Below are 18,178 nucleotides of genomic sequence, written 5' to 3' on the forward strand. Positions count from 1 at the left end.
AAAGAAAACAAGGAAAGTGAGGAAAGAAGAGCACGCGGATTTAATAAAATTCAACTGCCACTGATGCTTAAAATTTTGCCCGATCCCCCTAAAAGTTACTAATTAATAAGCCTGCAAAACGCCTTTAACCTGTTGCATCAACCACATGGGGGTGGAGGTAGCGCCGGCAATGCCTACTTTATCGCCCGGAGCGAACATCGTATTTTTTAATTCAGAGGGGGAAGATATAAAATAAGTATTGGGGTTATGCTTGCGGCAAACTTCATACAAAACTTTGCCGTTGGATGATTTTACTCCCGAAACGAAGACAATCTTATCGAATTTTGCAGCAAATTTGGGCAGGTCCTGGTCACGGTTGGACACCTGGCGGCAAATGGTATCGTTGGCCTTCAGGTCATAGCCCCGTTGCAAAAGCTGGTCTTTAATACTGTAGAACTTCTCCATGCTTTTGGTGGTCTGGCTGTACAGTGTAATGTTTTTTGGCAGCTCCACATGATCCAGCTCGGCAATATCCTGGAAAACCAGTGCCTCATTATTGGTTTGCCCCTGCAGGCCAACAACTTCGGCATGGCCGTGTTTACCGAAAATCAGGATTTTTTCGTTGGCATCGAAAGAAGTTTTAATGCGGTTCTGCAGCTTTAAAACTACGGGGCAGGAGGCGTCAATCAGCGTAATATTATTTTCCAGGGCTATCCGGTAGGTATCAGGCGCTTCGCCGTGCGCACGGATCAGCACTTTCTCATTCGACAGGTTAACCAAATCGGCATGTTCAATTATCCTTAAACCTTTTGCTTTTAAACGGGCAACCTCTTCATCATTATGCACAATATCGCCCAGGCAATATAAATAACCGTCTTCTTCCAGTATCTCTTCGGCCATATCAATGGCATATACTACGCCAAAGCAAAAGCCCGAATCCTGATCGATAGTAACCTGTAGCTGATAATCACCCATTGTGCTGCAAAATTACGTTAAAAAGTCCGAAAGTCCGAAAAGTCGGTAAGTCCGAAAGTGAAATTGCTTTTACACTCTCCATAGCAACACATACCTATACCCTTCTTCCTTTCCAAACAACTGTTTTGGTAAGATGTTTTTGGATTGAGAGGAATGCGATAATGGCCATATTGATCATTTGAACGGGGTGCAGCAGGATATTGTATAACACATTTTGGCCTGCAGACAACGAAATCATCACACGGGTTAATAAAATTAAACCTCCCATAAAAAAGATCAGGCTAAAATTGAGGGTCGTGATCACGATCATCGGGCCGCTCAGTAGCATCAGCAAATAAATCAATAATCCTGCAATGCTATAATTGAACGCCGCAAGTGCATTTTTGCTGAAACCGGTTATCGCTTCGCTGTAACTGCGGTACATGCGGCAATCCATCATACCGTTAGCCAGTAATACATCGCCATTGAACCCGGCAATTTTAACTTCGCGCATAATGCCGGCATCCTCAACTATCTTATCTTTTACAAGCTGGTGCCATGCATTTTGCCTGTAAACATCCGCATCAAAAAGCATAAACTGCCCGCAGGCTGTTGCCACAGCAGCACTTTTGGTTAAAAAAACCAGCCTGAGCGGCAATAAATTTAATAACAAATAATGCAAAAGGGGCACCGTAACATGTTCACCAAAGGTTTCCATTTCCTGGTTGGCGAAAAGACTGAGCAAGGCCAGTTTATATAACTTCATCCGATGAACGGCGCTGTTGATCAAACCGTTGTTCACCGTATCATCTGCATCTAAAAATAGAAGATAGTCGCCTTTAGCTTTGCCCGCCAATTGGTGGCAGGCATGATTTTTACCCGTCCAGCCGTCAGGAAGTGTTCCGCCCTTTATTACGCTTACATGCTGATATTTAGCCGCATGGTCTGTACAGATCTGATAAGTATTATCCGATGATTCATCATCATACACAATAACCTCGTAGTTTTTATAATCCTGCAATTGGATTGCTTTTAATAGTTTAAGGATATTAGCCTCCTCATTGCGGGCAGGGATCAGTATCGAAACAAAATCGGTATAGTGCTTATTTACCCTGGTTAATTTTGGATTTGATAAAAAATTAAAAAGCGTTACGGTAAACCGCAAAACAACAAAAAACAGGGTAACGGTAACAGCAATGATCATTTATTAATTCCCACTGCAAATAAGTAAATATACTTCATATAACAACGGATTATCACGCCTGTAAATTGAGTTATAGTGGATCAGTGAATAGTCAATTATGGATAGTGGCGGTAATTTGTGAAAAGTGTTCACAATTAGCCGCTCACTATTTTTTTTCAATATGGTTCAAAATGGTGTTAGTTGCCCCGGTATGCTCTTTTACATAAGTCAATATTTTTTTATTCGCGGCCGAATAAAAGGCATCATCGTTTACCAGGGTTTCCATAATAGCGGTCAGTTGTTCTCCATTTGTAATGCTGAATCCCACCTTTAAAGCAACCAGGTCGTTCGCTTCTTTAAACCGGGTATAATTGGGGCCGAATATGACAGGCAGGCCAAAAGCAGCGGCTTCCAGCGTGTTATGGATCCCCGCACCAAAACCGCCGCCAATATAGGCTATTTCTCCATACCGGTAAAGGGATGACAACATTCCGATATTATCGATTACCAATACGCGCAGGTTACTAAAATTGCCATTTAAGCTGGAGATGATAGAATACCGGGCCGATGATTCCGTTGGCAGCAATTCCATCAGGCGATCAAGTTGATCATTATCAATTTCGTGCGGGGCGATAATAAACTTCCAGCCGGGGTACCCGGCTACCAGTTCGGCTAAAAGGTATTCGTCTTCGGGCCAGGTGCTGCCTGCAATAAATACTTTTTGCCCGTTTTTAAATGCCGCTATCTGTGGCAGTTCTTTTGGGGCAAGCGCGTTCTGCCATACCCTGTCAAAACGGGTATCGCCGCTAACCGTAACTTGTTCTTTCCCTATTTTTTTCAATAATTGTTTCGACTTATCATCCTGCACAAAAAACCAGGTAACAAAGCCCAGCATTTTCCGGTGCAGTCCGCCATACCATTTAAAAAATATTTGTCCTGGTCTAAAAATACCAGAAATAATATACAATGGTATATCCCTGCGATACATTTCCTTAAAAAAATTATACCAGTATTCGTATTTGGTAAATATAACCAGTTTGGGTTGAATCAAATCTAAAAATTCCTTTGCATTTCGCGCCGTATCAAGGGGTAAGTAATAAACGGCATCGGCAAGGATGGTGTTTTTTCTAACCTCGTATCCCGAGGGTGAAAAAAAAGTAATAACTATTTTATTTTCAGGATATTTTTGTCTTATCGCTTCTAAAACCGGGCGTCCTTGTTCAAATTCGCCCAGTGAAGAAAAATGAAACCAAATAGCATCCTTTTGACGTACAAAGGACTGTTTGCTACGACCGCTGATCCAGAGTTTCGCCTTTTTATTAAAAAAGGAAAATATCCAGACAACTACAAAATATAAACGTATTGCGGCATTGTATATTAGCAACATTTTGGTTTTGAATTAGTAACTTCGCAATCCGTAAAAGTATCACATTTTAAATATAAAAATCTATGAAAATAGCAGTAGTTGGAACAGGTTATGTTGGCCTTGTTACGGGTACCTGTTTAGCCGAGACTGGTAACCAGGTAATCTGTGTTGATATCAACGAAAAGAAAGTAAAAATGATGCAGGATGGGCAACTGCCTATTTATGAGCCTGGTCTCGAACTTCTTTTCCACAGGAATATAAAACAGGAACGTTTACATTTTACTTCAAATCTTGCCGAAGCCATTGCTGAGGCAAAAATAATTTTCCTTGCTTTGCCCACCCCGCCGGGGGGGGACGGCTCTGCCGATCTGAGCTATGTTTTGGGTGCTGCAAAAGACATTGCAAAACTAATTACTGATTATAAGGTAATTGTAACCAAATCAACCGTGCCTGTTGGCACGGCAGATAAAGTTACAGCGGTAATGAATGCAAATACTACTATTGAGTTTGCAGTAGTATCAAACCCTGAGTTTTTAAGAGAAGGCGTGGCGGTTGAAGATTTTATGAAACCCGACCGCGTTGTTGTAGGTACAAAAGATGAACGCGCCCGCAAACTGATGGCAGAATTATATGCGCCATACGTAAGGCAGGGTAATCCTGTTATCTTTATGGACGAACGCTCCTCTGAATTAACAAAATATGCCGCCAACTCCTTTTTGGCTACCAAAATATCCTTTATGAACGAGATCGCCAATCTTTGCGAATTGGTAGGCGCTGATGTAGATATGGTGAGGCGCGGTATTGGCGCAGATAACCGTATCGGTAAAAGATTCCTGTTTTCGGGCATCGGTTATGGCGGCAGTTGCTTTCCAAAAGATGTACAGGCCCTGGCCAAATCATCCGAGGAAAATAAATACAATTTCAGAATCCTTAATTCGGTGATGGAGGTTAACGAAATTCAGAAAAAGGTATTGGTTGAAAAGGTAAAGAAATATTATAAAGGCGACATAAAAGGGAAAAAATTTGCCATGTGGGGCCTTGCCTTTAAGCCCGAAACGGATGATATCCGCGAAGCGCCGGCATTATATATTATTGATGAGTTATTGGCGGCCGGCGCCGAAGTATCAGCCTTTGACCCGGAAGCGATGAAAAACGTTGAGGCATTATTCGGCGATAAGATAAAATATGCCGCCGACCAGTATGAGGCGATTGATGGCGCTGATGCACTGCTTATCGTAACCGAATGGTCACTTTTCAGAACACCTGATTTTGACCAGATGGACAGCTTGTTAAAAGAAAAGGTTATTTTTGACGGACGTAACTTATACGATTTGGATAAGATGATTGATTGCGGGTATTATTATAACAGCATCGGACGTAAAGAAATAAAATAATGGCTGAACGGAAAAGAATATTAATAACAGGCGCTGCGGGTTTTTTAGGTTCACATTTGTGCGACAGGTTTATTAAAGATGATTACCATGTAATTGGCATGGATAACCTGATAACCGGCGATTTGCGCAATATCGAGCACCTTTTTAAACTGGAAAATTTTGAGTTTTATAATCATGATGTTTCCAAATTTGTTTACGTGCCGGGCGATCTTCACTATATCCTGCATTTCGCCTCGCCCGCAAGCCCGATCGATTATTTAAAGATCCCGATTCAAACGTTAAAGGTGGGCTCGCTGGGTACGCACAACCTGTTGGGCCTGGCCAGGGCCAAAAACGCAAGGATGCTGATCGCGTCAACCTCCGAAGTTTATGGTGATCCAAGCGTAAACCCGCAACCCGAAGAATACTGGGGCAATGTTAACCCCGTGGGTCCAAGGGGTGTATATGACGAAGCCAAACGTTTCCAGGAAGCCATTACCATGGCTTACCATACTTTCCATGGCCTGGAAACCCGGATTATCCGGATATTTAACACTTACGGACCCCGCATGCGGCTTAACGACGGGCGCGTATTACCTGCATTCATAGGCCAGGCCCTGCGTGGCGAATCATTGACCATGTTTGGCGACGGTTCACAAACCAGATCGTTTTGTTATGTTGACGACCTGGTTGAAGGCATCGTTCGCCTGCTTTTCAGCGACTATGCCCAGCCGATGAATATTGGTAACCCCGACGAAATTACCATACGGGAATTTGGCGAGGAGATCATCAAGCTGACAGGGACAGATCAAAAGCTGATCAGCCTGCCTTTGCCCACTGACGACCCCAAACAACGCAGGCCGGATATTACAAAAGCCAAAAGTATACTTGGCTGGGAGCCCAAAGTATCACGCAGCGAGGGCTTGAAGATCACTTTTGAATATTTCAAATCATTGCCTGAAAAAGAGATACAGCATAAGGATTTCACTTATTATAACAAACACTAATGGCTAAAATATTAGTAACGGGCGGATTAGGCTACATCGGTTCGCATACTGTTGTTGAATTGGTAAACGCCGGTTTCGAGCCTGTAATAGTAGATGACCTTTCCAACTCGCATCACCAGATATTAGATCAATTAAGTAAAATAATCGGTTTTAAACCCGCTTTTTACCAGTTTGACCTTTGCGACGAAAATAAGTTAAAAGAATTTGCTGCCGCAGAGCCTGATCTTGAAGGTATTATTCATTTTGCTGCGTTTAAAGCAGTGGGCGAATCAGTAAATAATCCTCTAAAATACTACCATAATAATTTAGCCTCGCTGTTAAATTTATTGCGGCAGTATAGCGGTAAAACATTGAATTTTGTATTTTCATCCAGCTGCACGGTTTACGGGCAGCCGGATGAACTGCCTGTTACCGAAAATGCTGCGGTAAAACCTGCACAGTCACCCTATGGCAATACCAAACAAATTGCTGAAGAAATACTTAAAGATGCAGTTGTATCTGGCGATGCCAAAAAAGTTATTGCCTTAAGATATTTTAACCCGGTTGGCGCGCATGAATCGGCCCTGATTGGTGAGCTTCCAATTGGTGTGCCGCAAAACCTGGTGCCTTTTATCACCCAAACGGCCATTGGCAAACGGGAAAAAATTACCGTGTTTGGTAATGACTATGATACCAGGGATGGCAGTTGTGTACGCGACTATATACACGTGGTTGACCTTGCCAAAGCCCATGTGGCAGCGTTAAAATTAATGGAAGGCGAAACATTTGCCGGGTACGATGTTTTTAACTTAGGCACCGGCAACGGTAACACAGTTTTAGAAGTAATTAATGCTTTTGAACGCGCTACGGGTGTTAAATTAAATTATGAAATCGGGCCGCGCAGGAGCGGTGACGTGGAAAAGGTTTGGGGAGATGTAACCAAATCAGCAAAGCAGTTGCACTGGAGGGCGCAAATAGGGCTTGATACCATGATGTCTTCTGCCTGGGCCTGGGAGCAATATTTATCTGAAAATCCTATTTAATACTATTTTCGTAGGTTAAATTAATGCAAAAAAAATGTAGGCCGTGAATTCGGATGCATTGTTTACCTTTGCAGCCCGTTGTTACACACCTGGTTGTGATGAGAAATTAGAAAATAAGCTCAAAATAGAGCATCCTGCCCGGATAGTTTAGCGCCGGTATTTACAGGCTGTTCAATAATGCCCTTGGTAATCAATAACGGCGGGTTTTGCCTGTAAAGGTTTTGTATGATGTGCACACGATAATTATTGATAAAATGTTTGGGATCTTTAAAAAGAAAGAATACAAAAAAAATATCACGTTTGATTACAGCTCGATAGAGGTAGACATGCACTCGCATGTTTTGCCGGGAATTGATGATGGCGCTAAAAACCCTGAAGAGTCTATAGCGCTGATCAGAAAAATGATGGACCTTGGTATCAGGAAAATAATAGCCACGCCGCATATCATGGCTGATTATTACAGAAATACGCCCGAAACAATTAACGGTGCCCTTGCTTTACTTAAAGCCGAACTGGCAAAAGAAAAGATTGATATAGAGATAGAGGCGGCGGCCGAACACTATTTCGACGAAACATTTGAAGACAGGGTAAATAACGGCGAATTGATGATTATGGGCGATAATTATGTGCTCTTTGAATTTTCGTTTATCAACCAGCCACCCAATACGATACCGGTAGTGCAGCGATTAAGAGACTTGGGCTATAAACCTATCCTGGCCCATCCGGAAAGATATCCTTACCTGGAGATTGATCAGCTGAAGACTTTGCATGACTGGGGGCTGTTGTTCCAGCTCAATACCATATCGCTTACAGGGTATTACGGCAAGGAAACAAAAAAAGCAGCGGAAAATTTAATCGACAACCAGTTGGTTGATTTTATTTCGAGTGATATGCACCACTTAAGGCATGCCGAAGCTTTAAAACAGGCTTTAAAAATGCCCTACCTCGAAAAGATCATGATTGACTACCCGTTGAAGAATATTATGCTGAAATAAATGAGCGAATTTCAGATGAGCAAATGTGCAGATGAAAATCGTATTTGGTGAGCCAGCTTAATGCTCCATTTGAATATTCAGGCATCCGTACTTTACATTCCCATCTGCACATCTGAAATTTGCACATCCGCACATTATTCATACCTCAACGCTTCCACAGGATCAAGTTTGGAAGCCTTTTTAGCGGGATAAAAGCCGGAAATCAGCCCGATACAGGTACAGAGCAAGATTGCTGAAAACAGCCATATCCATGGCGCTACAAAGGCCCCGCTGATATTAATTGCTATAAGATTGCCGGCGGCCATTCCCAATATAATACCCAATATACCGCCGATGAGGCAAATTACAATTGCTTCAATTAAAAACTGCTTCCGGATAATTGACGGCGTTGCCCCCAACGCTTTGCGCAGGCCGATCTCGCGGGTACGCTCGGTTACAGATACCAGCATAATATTCATCAATCCAATGGCGGCCCCTATTAACGTAATAGCGCCTATGGCGGCGCCGCCCATCGTCATCATTGACAGGTTGCCCGACAATTCATGCTGTATCGAGTCACTTCTTTCTATTTCAAAATTATTATCGCTGGTTACATTCAGGCCCCTCACGTTTCTGAAAAGCGAAGTGGCTTCTCCAATCGTAGCGTCCAGGGCAGCAGGACTGCTTACCTGGATGGTTACTGTGAATGTTTTATTGGTATCTGGATCAATTTGTTTGGCCTTTAAAACCGGGATCACACAAAACTTATCACCACCAAACATATTACTTGAGCCCTTTGTTGCAAAAACGCCGATCACTCTGAACTGGGTGCTGCCAATATATATGGATTTATTGATTGGATCCTCATCTTTAAAAAGCTTTTTCTTTATTTCGTTGCCTATCATTACCACGTTTTCGCCGTGTTCCAGTTCTGATGAGGAAAAATTACGACCGAAAGATAATTTATACCCGCTGATCACCAGGTAATTTTCATTTGAACCCGTTACTGATATATTAGGGTTGGTTTTTTTATTGCCGTATTTTGCTACAGCCGTACCGGTAACATCAAGGTTTACCCGCGTTAATACCGGAAGTGCAAATTTCTTTTTAAACCGGTCGGCCTGGTCATAGCTTATTTTGGGATAAACTTTATCATGCCCGCCGTTGCCGAAGTTTAGCCCCGAGCCGCGGTTTTGAATGGTGAATGAGTTGGCGCCGAGGCCTGCAAAGGCGTTGTTTACGGAGGTTTTTACCCCTTCAATGGCTGTTAATATACCCACCAATGCCATAATACCAATAGCGATGATCAGGGATGTTAACGATGTTCTCAACCTATTGCCTGCTATTGACTGGAGGGCGATGGAAACATTTTCACGTAAACTGGTTTTTACCGGCATGGTTTAAAATTAACGAAAATCCTGGTGTTAAGACTATAAGGTACGCCGCTTTGTTACAAGGTTTTTAATTAATTTAAATATGCTGCAAAAAGCTGATCCCGACCGTTAATTTTTTGTTTTTAATATCGAACACCGAACGCCCAATAGTAAATAATGAAGTAATTAACTTTGAACTTCGATATTCAAGAATTCATTATTCGGTATTGTGTTTCCTTAACCAGGCAAAGCCTTAATTTACCTTCTCAAACCTTGCAGCCCATCCGCCTCCGGATGCCATTTTTACCGGTAATTTATCTGCCGCGGTTACGGTGATCACTTTGCGGGTATAGTCGGTGGCGTCATGGTTGGCGTTGGCGCCGTCTTCAAATATGGTAGCTTTGTAACTGCCTTCGCCTAAAAAGGATAGGTCCATGGTGATAACACGCGGGTTCCAGTTGGTCATTACCCCGGCGTACCAGGTGGTGCCTTTTTTGCGGGCAATGCTTACAAAATCGCCAACGCTGCCATCCAGCGCCGCACTGGCATCAAACGTTGTGGGTATGGCGGCGATAAAATCAGTGCTTTCCTGTTCCTTCATGTAAATAGTCGGGTTGTCTGACAGCATTTGCAGCGGGGCCTCAAATATGGTGTACATGGCCAGCTGGTGACAGCGGGTGCCCTGCGTCATCGGGTTTGAGTTTACCGGCCTGAAAGCATCTTTAGTTGCATTGCGCATGCCGCCTGGGGTATAATCCATCGGGCCGGCCATCATCCGTATAAAAGGAATACTCACATCGTAACCCGGCTGGTCGTTTACACCCCATTTCATATTTTCGAGCCCTTTAACACCTTCGCAGTTGATCACGTTTGGAAAAGTACGCTGCATTCCTGACGGTTTGTACATGCCATGGTAATCAACCAGTAAATGGTTATCGGCCGCTTTTTGTGCGAGCGAGTATAGCGAGCTTACTGCTTTTTGGTCGTCCCGGTCGATAAAATCTATCTTAAACCCTTTTACGCCCATCCTGGCAAATTTGGCGAACAGGCCATCGGCATCCCTCGTAATGGCGTACCACGTCGACCATAAAATAACGCCGACATTTTTCTGTCTTCCGTAATCAACAATCTGCTGCACATCCAGTTTGGATTTATTGAGGTCCCAATCGTCCGACCAGCCCTCATCAATAATAATATATTCAAGCTTATTGGCTGCCGCGAAGTCGATATAATATTTATAGGTAGGTACGTTTATGCCGGCCTTAAAATCAACATGGTTGATGTTCCAGTCGTTCCACCAGTCCCAGGCTACTTTGCCGGGTTTTATCCAGCTTACATCACTTATATGCGAAGGTTCGGCGAGGCGCTGCATCATATCATTATCCGCCAATTGTTTATCTTCTTTGCTGATGACCACCACCCGCCATGGAAAGCTGCGTGTGCCATTTGTTTTGGCAATATAACCAGCCCGGCTTTTTACCGCATAGTTAATCCTGCTTACAAATTCTTCAGTCGGCAGCGGCGCAAAAACGCCATGCAGGTTATTGCCATCGCCCGGCGTAAGGTACATGCCGGGATAATCCTGCAGGTCGGCCTCCAGGATCACCGCTTTTAAAGGGTTACCTATATCAACCAGTATGGGCAAAAATGCAAGGGTATCTTTTTAATGGCAGAAATACTGATATGATCGTAATGCGATTCAAACGAGGAATTAAATTTATCCTTATTGCGGTAATCATTCGCAAAAGGAAGAAATGCCATATCGTCATCCTTAAAGTTAAAATTCGCCTCCTCGTTCAAAATGATGATCTCGCCTTTTTTCTGCGTAAAAAAACGGTAGGCGGCTCCATCATTATATGCCCTGAAAACCAGCCCGTAATCGCCCTTGAAATTAATGGTTAGCTGGTTGTAATTATTCCGCACCTGCGTTTTCTTATAAAACGGCGTATTAAATGTTTCGTCGGCCGATGCCGGGATCGTTTTTTTAACAGATACATTTTTACCCAATACTTCACCATTGTCAAGGGTGATGGAAATTTCAGATGGCAGGACCACTTCTGTTTCGCCATGCTTAACGGACCAGGTTACATCGGCCCCGGCAGTTACGGTGATGCCGATCTTTCCGTCAGGAGAGCTTAGCTGGTAGGTTTTAGCACTTTGTGCCGAAACAAATGATAATGGCAAAACAAGACACAGCAGTAACAATATCGTGGGTTTCATCGGGCAATAATTATGGTTTAAAAAGTGGTTTAATATCCGTCTAAGCTAAATAAAATCCGGAAAAATTAAAGTGTAGTATTGACAATTTTTAACTGCAATTGAATTTGCCTATTTTCCTGTAAGCACAATTACCACCCGCCGGTTTTGATCCTGGTCGATCGAACTCATTTCGGGGTAAACTTTGGGTTCTTTGCTGCCCAGGCCTTTATAGGTAAGCCTGTTTGGGCTGATGCCCTCGCTTACCAGGTAATCATAAATAAATTTTGCCCTGGTAAGCGAAAGTTCAAATTTGCGGGTGTCAAAATCTTCGCCGTCTTTGCCGTTGTACTGGCAGCAAATATGCCCCTGTATCTCAATCTTCAGGTTAGGGTGGGCTTTTAACAGCTCTTTTAAAGCCACCATATAACGTACCGCCGATGGCCGCAAAAAATGCCTGCCCGGCTGAAACGTTAATTCGCTAAAACTGATACTGTCGCCCACATTACGGCCGCCGATATTATTGATCCGCGTGTAAACACTGTCGTTTTTCTTTGTTAAACGCGCCGTATCACGTGAACGGGGAACTATAATAATTGGTTTTTTTAGCGCCGGTTTTGGTAAGGCAGGTCTCGCAAAAATGATCTCGACCCTGCGATTAAAGGGATCGCCTATGGCAGAATGCGCCTTTGTTGAAGCATCAATCTGCCCCTTGCCATTAGCAAACAGTCGCTCGCTTTTGCTGTGCAACTTTTGCAGATAGGCTTTTACCAGGTCTGCCCTCGCAGTGGACAGCGTAAAGTTTGAATCCCTTTTGCCCAGGTAATCTGCAAAACCATGAATTTTAACGACGGTAGTATCTTTAATAAAACGGCTCAGCGAATCAAGGGTAACTTTGTGGGCAGGCGTGAGCTCCTTTTGGTTAATATCATAAAACAACCGTATGGTATCCCGCTGGCACGACCAGGAAGGCAAAGCTTTCGCAAGGAAAAAGAGGCAAAATATTAGCTTAAATTTCATTTTTCCGGGTTAACGCAATGGCTTCACCATAATATTTTTAAAAAAGGTCAAACTCTTCGGATCATGCCCCTGCAGGGCAAATGTGCCGCTTGAAAGCACCCGCTCCTCATCGCCTTTTTCACGTTTTACGTTGTCCGGTTCGGTATAGTCAAGCACCACTTTGTCGTTTAATTTAACCAGTACCCTTTTGCCCTCAACGGTAATGTACATGGTAAACCATTCGTTATCTTTTACATATACTTCCTTAATATTATCAATGCCGTATAAACTGCCGGTTCGGATCCAGTCGGTATGGCTGTTGTTTACCTGTACTTCGTAGCCTTTCGAGGGCCATCCGCCCTGCTGGTACCCGGTATGGATATAAATGCCTGAATTGCTTCCTTTGTGCGTCATCACATCGGCCTTAAATTCAAAGTTCTTAAAGTTATGGTTCAAAACCGGCCCGTCGTAAAATAAATGTGCGGTTTTACCGTGCACGATGATCATCCCGCTATCAACCGAAAAGGTTTCGGCGTTATCGCCAACCTTCCAGTTATTTAAGGATTTTCCATCGAACAGCGAGATCCATCCCTTAGCATGTTGTTTTGTTGCCGAACAGGATAGCAACAGGCAGGCAATAAAGCAGCAATACTTAATTTTTTTCATAGCGGAAGTTTTATTTAAATCGGGTTGAAAAATAAAACTAAGCTAATACTATTTATCAATGATTTAAAATGGCCTGAAATTTAGCCTGCTGATCAAGGACGAGAACGACCAGGGGATAACACCTAAAATAACCGATAAAGCAATTATTAACAAAAGTTTAATACTGCCGGTTGTTAAAGGTTTTATCGGGGCGATATTTTTGTATAACAAGTTATTATGCGGATACCCAAAGCCCTTAAGGTAAATATCATCAAATCCATAAAGGTTGCCGCTGCGCTGTGCTCAAAAAAAGGACTAAAAAAACTGGCCGCTCAGCTTTACGATCCAAATCAATCCGACGAACGGAAAGCATTTTCGGCAGCTTTAGGAATCTTCCTGGGCATCATCCCTATTTGGGGTTTTCAAACACTATCAGCAATTTTCCTCTCCGTTTTTTTTAAGCTGAATAAAGCTTTGGTATTAATATTTTCGCACATCAGCTTACCCCCGTTACTGCCCTTCGTTATATTTTTAAGTTACAAGACGGGATCGTTATGGATGCCGGCCAGTGTTCACGGAACCGGGTCTGCCCAAAATTTGAAAGCCCATTTGCAGCAATATATTTATGGCGGTATTTCGTTGGCCGCTGTTGTTTCTCTCGCCACGGGCTTGTTAACGTTTGCCACACTTAAACTCATAAAGTTTGTAAAAAAATACAGGCTGGAAGCGGGTACGAAGGCCACACTTACCCTTGCCTAACCCGGCACCGAAAATTAATTTGCGCCGGCTGGATTCAGTTGTTGCATTTTGTTAGTATTGGGCGTAAGGTATAAACGTGCGTTAAATGGAACGCCTGTTTATCAAAATCTATCTGTATAACCTTTAACCTGTTTTTAATGAAATTCAAACTTCTCCTTATCCTTTTAACTATCATCGGCATGCGTGTATTTTCACAATCCGGCAACGCCATTGCGGTAGTTTATGGTACTGCCAATACTTTTGTAGATATACACGGTTCCATCGGCGATTTTGGCTATAACAACAAAACAGGCACAAATTTTGGCCTTATTTACACTAAAAAGATCACCAAATTACTGTCAATTCAAACTGGGTTGGTTTATTCTGATGATAAAGCCGAAGAAAACTCAATTTTACCTGGGCGGGCAGGCATTAATGATGATGGCGATTTGAAGATCATCTCGATACCCCTCATTGCTAAATTTACATTTTTCAAATATTTGTTTGGCGATGCGGGGCTTTCAATAGATAAGGAAATTAATTACTCCGGCAACTATCTGTCGCTTGACCAATCCGGTATTGGGTTTGAGATCGGCATAGGCGGGCAGTACACATTCAGCCATGTTACGGTATTCGTAAACCCCTATATAAAAGATCATGGGCTTGCCCATTTCAATAGCAAGGAGGGTTTTAACCTGCTGGAAAATGGATTTAAGTTTGGATTGGGTTATAGTTTTTAACTTTTTAAGGAGGCCGCGAATTATTATTCGGTTTCAGCTGTCAGGTTTACCAGGCGGCCTGTATCCCTAATCAAAATACTTTTACCCGAAACGCCAATCAACTTTTCTTCGGTCAGGTCATTTATCACCCTGAATAAAGATTCATAAGAGGCGCCGGTAAAAGAAGCCAGGTCCTGCCGGCTGAGCTCGATATTGATATAACCATCGTTATTTGTTCCGAATTGATTTTTAAGGTTGATGAGCGCCTGGGCAACACGGCCTTTTACCGGCATATGAGCCAGGTTACGCATCCTTTTTTCCGATTCCTTAAGGTCATTGGCTAAAACCATAACCAGTTGTTTGGTAAATTGGGTATTTATATTTAATGTCGAATCAAAAAACTCCATATCCACAAAACAGGCAAGCCCGGCTTCAATAGCTGTTGCCGAAACCGGGTAAGTAGCTTCAGGGCCAAGGCCCATCTGCCCAACAATGTCTCCTGTTTTGGCAAATCGTAATATCAGTTCCTTTTCATTATCCCACCGCTTATGCACCTTTACAGCGCCTGAATAAATAAAGTAGATGCCGGCAGCAGGGTCGCCTTCTTTAAATAATTGCTGCCCCTTTTTTACCTCAAAGTTTTTGCGGTTTGCGGCAATTGCCGGGATCCAGTCCTTTAAACAAAACTTACACAAAAAACAACTTTTAAGGTCGCATTCATTTTTGGCCATGGTCTTTCAAAATCTGTATTGTGCAATATTAATTATATAAATGTAAAAACTGGTTTAATAAATTATTCGTCGGTTTTTATATAAGTTTCGCAACAAAAATTTAATTACATATGTTATATAAAATCAATATAAAAATGTAAATTTTTCAAATAAATATTGCATGTGTAATATTTATTTGAAATTTTATTTCATTTGAACTTCGTCGTTATATACCTTTGCGTTAAAATTAAAGTAGTCAGATCTAAAACTTTCGGGTTTGATTATTTTCATCATGAAATCTGCAATGAGCAACGCTAAAAATACCCCGGATCCTGCGATCCCAATTTCCCCTTTGTTAAGTGAAATGGAAAACAATACGGTAAAGCCTAAAAACAATAAGGGTTTAAAAAAACGATTGCTCTTCATTTCAGGGTTATCTATCGGTGTTGCTGTTGCTGTAAGCGTTATTGCCCGGCTACTGGTTTGGCTCATCAACATTATTACCAATATTTCCTTTTACGGTATATTTTCTCCGGCTTTTCATAGCCCTTCGGCTAACCATTTGGGTGTATGGGTGATTATTATACCCGCGATAGGAGGGATCATAGTAGGCCTGATGGCGCTCTACGGATCGGCTGCCATCAGGGGGCATGGCATACCCGAGGCCATGGAACAAATATTAACCAACCAAAGCCGCATTAAACCTTCCATCACGTTTTTAAAACCCATATCGTCGGCAATCGCAATAGGCACCGGGGGGCCATTCGGCGCCGAAGGCCCCATCATCGCAACCGGCGGGGCACTGGGTTCAACCATAGGGCAGTTGTTTAAAATAACGGCTAATGAACGCAAAGTATTACTTGCCGCCGGGGCAACAGCAGGCATGGCGGCGATATTCGGCACACCAATAGCCGGGGTATTTCTGGCTATTGAATTGCTGCTTTTTGAGTTTTCGCCGAAATCCATTTTGCCTGTTGCGCTGGCTTGCATTACAGGTGCGGCAGGTCATCATTTACTATTTGATGCCGGCCCGGTTTTCCCGATGCCCAACCTTGCAACGCCCACCAATACCGCGCTGGCTATTTATAGTTTAACAGGATTGATCATTGGATTTTTATCCCTCGGTCTTACCAAAATAGTTTACCTTGTTGAAGATGCTTTTGAACATGTACCCGTACACTGGATGTGGTGGCCCGCTATTGGCGGCCTGGCGGTTGGGGTAATAGGTTATTTTGCGCCGCATACGCTTGGTGTAGGGTACGATAATATCATCAATGTTTTATCCGGCTCCATGACGCTGATAATAGTTACCAGGCTGTGCCTGTTCAAATTCCTTTCCTGGGCCATTGCTTTGGGGAGTGGTACGTCAGGCGGTACGCTGGCGCCATTATTAACCATAGGCGGGGCCGCTGGTGCAATCATCGGCTGCGGGGTTTTATACCTGTTTCCGCAGTCGGGCCTAAGTATTCCTATGGCGGCATTGGCAGGCATGTCGGCCATGTTTGCCGGGGCCTCAAGGGCGTACCTTACCAGTATTACCTTTGCACTGGAGGCAACCATGCAATCACATGCTTTGCTGCCCTTACTTGGCGCCTGTACCGCATCCTACCTGGTGTCTTTTTTCCTGATGGAGAATACCATCATGACCGAAAAAATTGCCCGCCGCGGTGTTTTTACGCCTGATTCATTTGAAGCAGATCTGTTGGCTAAACTAACCGTTGAACAAGCGGTAAGCAGCGATGCCTTTTTGCTTAGTGGCGAGAGCACCATCAAAGAAGTGAAGGCCTGGTTAAAAATCAATAACCAGGGGGCCAATGACTTTGTTGTTTTAAATGACGAAGGTAAATTTATTGGCACTGCGTCCAGGATCGATATTTTTACAGGCGGCACAGACCCGGAGGCCCGGGTAAGCACCATTGTAACAGCCGGCCACATATCAATAAAAAAATCGGACACCTTAAGGAAAGCTGTTGAGTTGATGGCCACCCAAACCGCGGAAATATTGCCCGTGTTATCTTCAAACGGAAAGGTAACAGGGGTGCTGTCATACCGGGATATTTTATCTGTTTATAAAGAGCAGCTTGATGAAAATGAACGTGCACATGTTCATATCTCCCTAAAACGCCAGCGGTTAAAAATGCTGGCGAGGGGAAGAAACCAGTTTAATCTTAATGATTGAACAATAAGATACAATAACGTATCGGGCACTTAACCTTATCCTGATTCATTTTGATTTTTTGAACGATAATTTTGTTAAGCGCAATTGGCTTATCTTATAAAAACATTAAAACAATCTCTTTACCCAGGGTGTTCAATCACCAGGAGAAATAATAACTTTTGAGTTAATTATCGGGCGCACAATTAATCATGCCAGCCCCTCAAAAAAACAAGTAACAAACAGGGCAGTTTTAATATTTTTTTAACGCAGTTTTGGTTATATCTCCTTGTAATTTAATAATTAACGAAATAATAAAAACAATTGCATTTATTATTTGTTATATGTAGTTTCAAGCCTCAATAAGCCCATGGATATCACTGAAAAAAAGATTGTAATATTTGATGATGATGAAGATATACTGTCTATCTGCAGCTTCATTCTGGAAGAGCAGGGGTGGACGGTTTATGCGTATACCGATTGTAATAAGATCGTTGAAAAAATTTCAGCTGTTATGCCTGACATTATTATCATGGACAACTGGATCCCTGACGATGGCGGTATAATTGCAACGCAAACGCTCAAAAAAAATGAGGCTTTAAAACATATCCCCGTAATATATTTTTCCGCGAATAGCGACATTGAACAGCTTGCAAGCCATGCAGGTGCCGAAACCTACCTGGCAAAGCCTTTTGATCTTGAAGATCTTGAAATGGTGATCAACAGCGTACTGGTAAAAAACTAAATTTTTCTATTCTTTTAAAAATACCCCCGGTATTATATGT

At 42.8% G+C, this 18,178-nt stretch carries 17 protein-coding genes; 8 read left to right on the forward strand and 9 right to left on the reverse strand.

Annotated elements, in window-relative coordinates; translation table 11 throughout:
- Nucleotides 1-102: 102 nt before the first annotated feature.
- The 3 genes from MgSA37_RS02545 to MgSA37_RS02555 all read right to left on the reverse strand — a co-directional run bounded on the left by MgSA37_RS02545 (nucleotide 103) and on the right by MgSA37_RS02555 (nucleotide 3,503).
- Nucleotides 103-954: a 4-hydroxy-3-methylbut-2-enyl diphosphate reductase gene (locus tag MgSA37_RS02545; RefSeq protein ID WP_096349703.1), complete on the reverse strand. Its 852-nt coding sequence runs from the start codon at nucleotides 952-954 to the stop codon at nucleotides 103-105.
- A gap of 94 nt (nucleotides 955-1,048) precedes the next feature.
- Nucleotides 1,049-2,137 carry a glycosyltransferase gene (locus MgSA37_RS02550; RefSeq protein WP_096349704.1) on the reverse strand — a complete coding sequence of 363 codons (1,089 nt, stop codon included), beginning with the start codon at nucleotides 2,135-2,137 and terminating at the stop codon, nucleotides 1,049-1,051.
- Between the two features lie 145 nt (nucleotides 2,138-2,282).
- A complete protein-coding gene (locus MgSA37_RS02555; protein ID WP_096349705.1) occupies nucleotides 2,283-3,503 on the reverse strand; it encodes a 3-deoxy-D-manno-octulosonic acid transferase in 1,221 nt (406 codons plus the stop codon).
- 62 nt (nucleotides 3,504-3,565) lie between these two features.
- On the opposite strand from MgSA37_RS02555, the gene MgSA37_RS02560 reads away from it, so the two are divergent.
- The 4 genes from MgSA37_RS02560 (at nucleotide 3,566) to MgSA37_RS02575 (ending at nucleotide 7,879) form a co-directional block, all read left to right on the forward strand.
- Nucleotides 3,566-4,876: a UDP-glucose dehydrogenase family protein gene (locus MgSA37_RS02560; RefSeq protein ID WP_096349706.1), complete on the forward strand. Its 1,311-nt coding sequence runs from the start codon at nucleotides 3,566-3,568 to the stop codon at nucleotides 4,874-4,876.
- On the forward strand, nucleotides 4,876-5,862 hold the full coding sequence (locus MgSA37_RS02565) for a UDP-glucuronic acid decarboxylase family protein (RefSeq protein WP_096349707.1): 987 nt from the start codon (nucleotides 4,876-4,878) through the stop codon (nucleotides 5,860-5,862). The genes MgSA37_RS02560 and MgSA37_RS02565 overlap by 1 nt, the downstream gene beginning before the upstream one ends.
- The gene (gene galE, locus MgSA37_RS02570) at nucleotides 5,862-6,884 is read left to right on the forward strand and encodes a UDP-glucose 4-epimerase GalE (RefSeq protein WP_096349708.1); all 1,023 of its coding nucleotides are present in this window, start codon (nucleotides 5,862-5,864) and stop codon (nucleotides 6,882-6,884) included. Before MgSA37_RS02565 ends, galE begins: the two co-directional genes overlap by 1 nt.
- 254 nt (nucleotides 6,885-7,138) lie before the next feature.
- Nucleotides 7,139-7,879, forward strand: coding sequence for a tyrosine-protein phosphatase (locus MgSA37_RS02575; protein ID WP_096349709.1), 741 nt, complete (start codon nucleotides 7,139-7,141; stop codon nucleotides 7,877-7,879).
- Nucleotides 7,880-8,013: 134 nt separating this feature from the next.
- Here the strand turns inward: MgSA37_RS02575 and MgSA37_RS02580 are convergent, their stop codons facing one another.
- From MgSA37_RS02580 to MgSA37_RS02595, 5 genes are all read right to left on the reverse strand, one after another.
- Nucleotides 8,014-9,255 carry an ABC transporter permease gene (locus tag MgSA37_RS02580; RefSeq protein ID WP_096349710.1) on the reverse strand — a complete coding sequence of 414 codons (1,242 nt, stop codon included), beginning with the start codon at nucleotides 9,253-9,255 and terminating at the stop codon, nucleotides 8,014-8,016.
- Nucleotides 9,256-9,484: 229 nt separating this feature from the next.
- Nucleotides 9,485-10,876, reverse strand: coding sequence for a glycoside hydrolase family 97 protein (locus MgSA37_RS02585; protein WP_197706072.1), 1,392 nt, complete (start codon nucleotides 10,874-10,876; stop codon nucleotides 9,485-9,487).
- Nucleotides 10,855-11,451, reverse strand: a complete 597-nt coding sequence (locus MgSA37_RS28690; protein WP_197706073.1) for a glycoside hydrolase family 97 N-terminal domain-containing protein — start codon at nucleotides 11,449-11,451, stop codon at nucleotides 10,855-10,857. The genes MgSA37_RS02585 and MgSA37_RS28690 overlap by 22 nt, the downstream gene beginning before the upstream one ends.
- A gap of 108 nt (nucleotides 11,452-11,559) precedes the next feature.
- A complete protein-coding gene (locus MgSA37_RS02590) occupies nucleotides 11,560-12,447 on the reverse strand; it encodes an OmpA family protein (RefSeq protein WP_096349711.1) in 888 nt (295 codons plus the stop codon).
- Between the two features lie 9 nt (nucleotides 12,448-12,456).
- Entirely contained in the window at nucleotides 12,457-13,092 is a 636-nt protein-coding gene (locus tag MgSA37_RS02595; protein ID WP_096349712.1) for a 3-keto-disaccharide hydrolase, read from the reverse strand.
- A 216-nt stretch (nucleotides 13,093-13,308) separates the two neighbouring features.
- Here MgSA37_RS02595 and MgSA37_RS02600 point away from each other — a divergent pair, with 216 nt between their 5' ends.
- The gene (locus tag MgSA37_RS02600) at nucleotides 13,309-13,830 is read left to right on the forward strand and encodes a DUF2062 domain-containing protein (protein ID WP_096349713.1); all 522 of its coding nucleotides are present in this window, start codon (nucleotides 13,309-13,311) and stop codon (nucleotides 13,828-13,830) included.
- A 137-nt stretch (nucleotides 13,831-13,967) separates the two neighbouring features.
- Nucleotides 13,968-14,549, forward strand: coding sequence for an outer membrane beta-barrel protein (locus MgSA37_RS02605; RefSeq protein WP_096349714.1), 582 nt, complete (start codon nucleotides 13,968-13,970; stop codon nucleotides 14,547-14,549).
- A gap of 23 nt (nucleotides 14,550-14,572) precedes the next feature.
- Here MgSA37_RS02605 and MgSA37_RS02610 read toward each other — a convergent pair whose 3' ends face one another.
- Nucleotides 14,573-15,259, reverse strand: a complete 687-nt coding sequence (locus tag MgSA37_RS02610) for a Crp/Fnr family transcriptional regulator (protein WP_096349715.1) — start codon at nucleotides 15,257-15,259, stop codon at nucleotides 14,573-14,575.
- A gap of 271 nt (nucleotides 15,260-15,530) precedes the next feature.
- Here MgSA37_RS02610 and MgSA37_RS02615 point away from each other — a divergent pair, with 271 nt between their 5' ends.
- Together MgSA37_RS02615 and MgSA37_RS02620 are read left to right on the forward strand one after the other, a co-directional pair.
- The gene (locus MgSA37_RS02615) at nucleotides 15,531-17,417 is read left to right on the forward strand and encodes a chloride channel protein (RefSeq protein WP_232010772.1); all 1,887 of its coding nucleotides are present in this window, start codon (nucleotides 15,531-15,533) and stop codon (nucleotides 17,415-17,417) included.
- Nucleotides 17,418-17,763: 346 nt separating this feature from the next.
- Nucleotides 17,764-18,138 (forward strand): response regulator, encoded by a 375-nt coding sequence (locus MgSA37_RS02620; RefSeq protein ID WP_172885284.1) that lies wholly within the window; start codon nucleotides 17,764-17,766, stop codon nucleotides 18,136-18,138.
- Nucleotides 18,139-18,178 lie beyond the last annotated feature (40 nt).

Source organism: Mucilaginibacter gotjawali, from assembly GCF_002355435.1.
Taxonomy (GTDB): Bacteria; Bacteroidota; Bacteroidia; order Sphingobacteriales; family Sphingobacteriaceae; genus Mucilaginibacter; species Mucilaginibacter gotjawali.